This window comes from Emticicia sp. (assembly GCF_049241225.1).
Taxonomy (GTDB): Bacteria; Bacteroidota; Bacteroidia; order Cytophagales; family Spirosomataceae; genus Emticicia.
In genome coordinates, this window is record NZ_JBMLRC010000308.1 from 1 (window position 1) to 4,803 (window position 4,803).

Sequence of the window (4,803 nt, forward strand, 5' to 3'; positions counted from 1 at the left end):
TGGTCTGAATAATCTAAGGAATTAAACATAACTAATTAACAAATTAACTTACCCCTCTTCCACTCATAAATTATTCCTCACAGTCATAATTTAGGCATTGTTTACTTGCTTTTTGGACACTTTCTTGCAGTATCTTGCCAAAAAAGTATCTGTTTGGATTTATGTCAATCAAAATAAAACAACACGACTTACGAGATTGTGGTGCGGCTTGTTTGGCTTCGGTAGCTGCTCATTTCCGCCTGCGTCTACCCATTGCTCGCATACGCCAATATGCCAGCACCGACAAAAAAGGAACAAATGTACTCGGCCTGATTGAAGCCGCCCAAAAACTTGGTTTTCAGGCAAAAGGAGTAAAAGGTACACTCGAAAGCCTTGAAAAAATACCCAAACCTGCTATTGCTCATGTTCAAATCACTACGCCCTCTGGCGGTGGGCTTCTGCACTACGTAGTCATCTACAAAGTTTCTAAGACCCACATCACCATAATGGACCCTGGCGATGGAAAAATGCACAAAAAATCCATCGAGGCATTTGCCAAACAATGGACGGGTGTCTTGGTTTTGTTATTACCCAATGAAGATTTTGAGGTTCGCAACGAAAAAACATCGGTCATTCGCCGATTCTGGACATTGTTACGTCCACACTCTACCGTTATGCTTCAAGCCTTGGTTGGGGCGGCCGTTTATACCATTTTGGGGCTTTCTACCTCCATCTATATCCAAAAAATTACGGATAATGTAATCATTGAAGGCAATAAAAACCTGCTCAATTTGCTGAGTATCGGCATGATTATTATTTTAGTTTTGCAGACTATCATCGGTACGGTTAAAAGTATTTTCGCCCTCAAAACTGGCCAGCAGATAGATGCACAACTGATTTTGGGATATTACAAACATCTGCTAAAACTGCCACAACAGTTTTTTGATACGATGCGAGTGGGCGAAATCATTTCGAGGGTAAACGATGCCGTCAAGATTCGGGTTTTTATCAATGATGTGATTATTGGTTTGGCGGTCAATATTTTTATCGTGCTGTTTTCGTTTGGTCTGATGTTTACCTACGATTGGAAATTGGCGGCTATGCTATTGGCAATTATTCCGTTTTATGTCATTATTTACTTTATCAGCAACTATATCAACCGCAAACAAGGGCGAAAATTGATGGAAAATTCGGCAGAATTAGAGGCTCAATTAGTCGAATCTCTGAATGCCGCTACCACAATCAAACGTTTTGGCATTGAGCCTTATGCCAACCTCAAAACCGAAACCAATTTCGTTAGGCTACTCGAAACCGTTTTTAAGTCAAGCAAAACCAGTATTTTTATTGGCAACATCACCGATTTTATTTCCAGATTATTCACCATTCTATTACTTTGGTTTGGTACAACGTTTGTCATTGACCAGCAACTCACCCCTGGCGAGCTGCTTTCTTTTTACTCCTTGATTGGGTATTTTACAAGCCCTGCCATGAGCTTGATTGGCTCAAACCGCACCATTCAGGATGCTCTCATTGCTGCCGACCGATTGTTTGAAATCATGGACTTGGAGCGAGAAGCCACCGAAAACAAAGTTGAACTTACGCCCGAAATGGTAGGTGATATTCAGTTCAAAAATGTATCGTTTCGCTACGGTACGAGAGTGCAAGTATTTGATAATCTGACGATTACGCTCCCAAAAGGACAAATTACGGCTGTAATTGGCGAAAGCGGTTCGGGTAAATCTACGTTGATGTCGTTGTTGCAAAACTTATATCCGCTGAGTGGTGGAAATATTCTAATTGGCGATTATGACATCAAGCACATTCATAATGAAAACCTCCGCAGTATTGTAAGTGTAGTACCGCAACAAATTGATTTATTTGGGGCATCGGTCATTGAAAACATCGCACTCGGAGATTTTGAACCAGATATGCAACGCATCTTATTTATTTGCAGTCAACTCGGCATTAGTGAATTTGTAGAAAAACTACCCAATGGCTTTAATACCCACATTGGCGAAAATGGGGCAAGTCTTTCGGGCGGACAACGCCAGCGTTTGGCCATCGCACGGGCTTTATACCATAATCCAGAAATACTGATTTTAGACGAAGCCACTTCTGCTCTTGATACAATTTCGGAGAAATACGTTCAGCAAACCATTCAAACACTACGAAGTTTAAACAAAACAATTATCATCATTGCTCACCGATTGAGTACCATCAAAAATGCTGATAAAATACTGGTGCTTGCCAACGGGAAATTAGTGCAAGAAGGCACACACGAAAGCTTGCTTTATCAAGAAGGAGTTTATAATCGCCTTTGGATGGAGCAGTTTGAAGGGGTTTTATGATAATTAATTTGAATAAGTGCCACTTTTAATCTTGCAATGGCACTTATTCAAAAACTTCTTACTTCACAATAAAAGTCTTTTTATCAACTCCAACGCCCTTTAAAGTCAACGATTTCCATTGTTTTGGAAGTTTGGTTTTTAGCTGAATGATTCCTGCATCAGTAAAATCAAGTCCACCCCATCCGTTGATGAGTGTTTGTAAATAACCACCTGCTCCCGTCGAAAAATATGGGTTTGTGCCGCCAGCGGTTTCGGCCAAAACTCCAAATGGTGGAACTTCATTAGGTTTATAACTATCCATATATTGCTTGTAAGCGGTTTCGGTATCTCCCAAACGAGCATTTAAGATAGCAAACACACCATGTGCCATTGCGGGGCTTTGTCCTTTTCTTCCTGGAAGATTATCGGCCAAAACTTTCCAATAAAAATCTAAATCTTTCTTGATAGTAGCTGGGTCGGTGATTTGTTTCATCGGGTAAGAAAGCAAATTCACATCACCTTGCTTGATTGGCTCGCCGTTGTATGATGCGTGTTCACGAGTTGTACCATCTGGAAACTTCAAAATTACAAGTCCGTCTTGTACTTCTTTCCATTTTGGGTTTTCGGGCAGTCCGAGTTCTTTAGCAGCTTGATTGGCGTAGCCTAAAACTTCTTTCGCCATACCATTCGTATAAGCATTATCATCCACATTTTCTGCCCATTCGTCAGCACATACTACATTGATAATATGATACTTTCCATCGCTACCCTTTTCCACTCGGCTTGTCCAAAAATCGGCTACTTCTTTGAGCATTGGGTATCCACGTTCTTTCAACCAATTTTTATCCTTCGTGACCTGATAATACTTCCAGAAAGCAAAACCTACATCACCCGTGATATGGTGCTGAAATGGCCCCGTTAAAGCCCATACAGGCGTTGATTCCTGTCCTGAATCATCAGATTCCCACGGAAACATCGCTCCTTGATAGCCGTGTGCTTTGGCGTTATATTTTGCAGCTTCCAAACGCTCAAAACGATATTCGAGCAATGATTTGGCCAGTTCAGGCTTCATGGCCAATAGCGGAGGATACATCCAGATTTCGGTATCCCAAAATACGTGACCGTTATATCCTAAGCCCGACAAACCCATTGGCGAAAGACTATACGCTTGGCCTTCACGGCAAAATGAGTACAGATTATACAATGAAAAACGTGCCGCACGTTGAGCTTCTTCATCACCTTCGATGATGATGTCTGACTCCCAAAGTTTTGCCCATGCTTCTTTGTGTTTTTTGAGTAAACGTTCACGTTTTTCGAGTGCCGCAAAGATTGTCAGACGCTCAGCTTCGTTGTGAGGGTCGGTCACGTGGGCCGTCGAAATTACCGAACCAACCACCGAAAACTTATAGGTTTCGCCCGCTTTTAGCTTTTTCGTAAACTTCATGCGGTGCATTCCGTTATCCCATTCTTCATGAATCAATTGAGGCTCTTTTCCTCGTTCTTCTTCAAATAAAAAAGAATTTGACGCCGCAATTGTGTGTTTTCCCGTAGGTGTTTTTGCAACCGAAGTCATCAATGGAATCAATGAGTGAGGGCGGTCGATGGTATGAAAGAAATTCTTTACATCACGCAGCATATCGGGCGTTTGCATGATACTGATGGGTGTAAATTCGATTTCTTGTTTGGCCGTAATTTCCATTTCAATCAATGCCGAATGTGGTAAATGGCGAAGTGCAAGTACATTTGACTTGATTGATGCCTTACTGCCCATATCGAAAGTGGTTGTAAAAATGGCATTTTGCATATCAATCGTTTGTACGAAATTGCTGATATTATTACGGTTAATCATTTGATTATCAATAATTAACTCCATATTAGCAAATTCAAAAACTTTCATAATATTGGCCACACGTCCACGCCCGTAGGTATCGAATGTGCCATTTAGTACAATTTCCTTTACTTTAAGTGGGTCAGGCGACGAGGTGATTCCGACCATACCATTGGCTACCGTAACGCCATAATAATTGTTGGGGTCGAAGTTTTTTGCTGAGATTTGCCATTGTGCGAGCGTTGGTGTACATACACACATACATAGCAGCAGCGTGCAGAGGTGCTGCCACAAATTTGTTTTTTTCATAGGTCAAGTTTTGTTAAATTGAGTATAAATATAGTATTTTTTGGGTGCGGAAGAAAATTAGATTATTTAAAGAAAGATTTTAGCTATTTTTATTGTCTAATCCATGTCAGATTAAAAATAAAAATTTATGAATAAAGTTATTGCATTTGTTTGGCTATCAGCCATATACATATCGTGTGATAGTTCACAAAAAAACTCCCATAAAGATTCGCTACAAGTGGCTAAGCTGGCTATTGAAGAAGCCCCAGCCAGCGATTCGCTAAGCATTGATTTATTAGATTTAAAGAAAAAAGGCTTACTCGAAAACACCCAAGTGGTTATGGTTAAGCCAGACCCCGTTTACCATAAAAATAAACGATT

At 40.7% G+C, this 4,803-nt stretch carries 3 protein-coding genes; 2 read left to right on the forward strand and 1 reads right to left on the reverse strand.

The genetic code is table 11. The features are described from left to right. Nucleotides 1-161 precede the first annotated feature (161 nt). Complete coding sequence (locus ACOVO2_RS16425) at nt 162-2,327, forward strand: peptidase domain-containing ABC transporter (protein WP_421771022.1); 2,166 nt, start codon at nt 162-164, stop codon at nt 2,325-2,327. Between the two features lie 58 nt (nt 2,328-2,385). On the opposite strand, the gene ACOVO2_RS16430 is transcribed toward ACOVO2_RS16425, so the two are convergent. Further along, the gene (locus ACOVO2_RS16430; RefSeq protein ID WP_421771023.1) at nt 2,386-4,443 is read right to left on the reverse strand and encodes a glycosyl hydrolase family 95 catalytic domain-containing protein; all 2,058 of its coding nucleotides are present in this window, start codon (nt 4,441-4,443) and stop codon (nt 2,386-2,388) included. A 127-nt stretch (nt 4,444-4,570) separates the two neighbouring features. Between ACOVO2_RS16430 and ACOVO2_RS16435 the strand changes: the two genes are divergently transcribed. Continuing rightward, nucleotides 4,571-4,803, forward strand: a 233-nt coding sequence (locus tag ACOVO2_RS16435) for a hypothetical protein (protein WP_421771024.1), incomplete at its 3' end; no start/stop codon positions are given.

What these genes read in the sequence shown, in the direction of transcription:
- ACOVO2_RS16425 (WP_421771022.1), top strand. Translation starts at nt 162, where the DNA reads ATGTCAATCAAAATAAAACAACACGACTTACGAGATTGTGGTGCGGCT.
- ACOVO2_RS16430 (WP_421771023.1), bottom strand. Translation starts at nt 4,443, where the DNA reads ATGAAAAAAACAAATTTGTGGCAGCACCTCTGCACGCTGCTGCTATGT.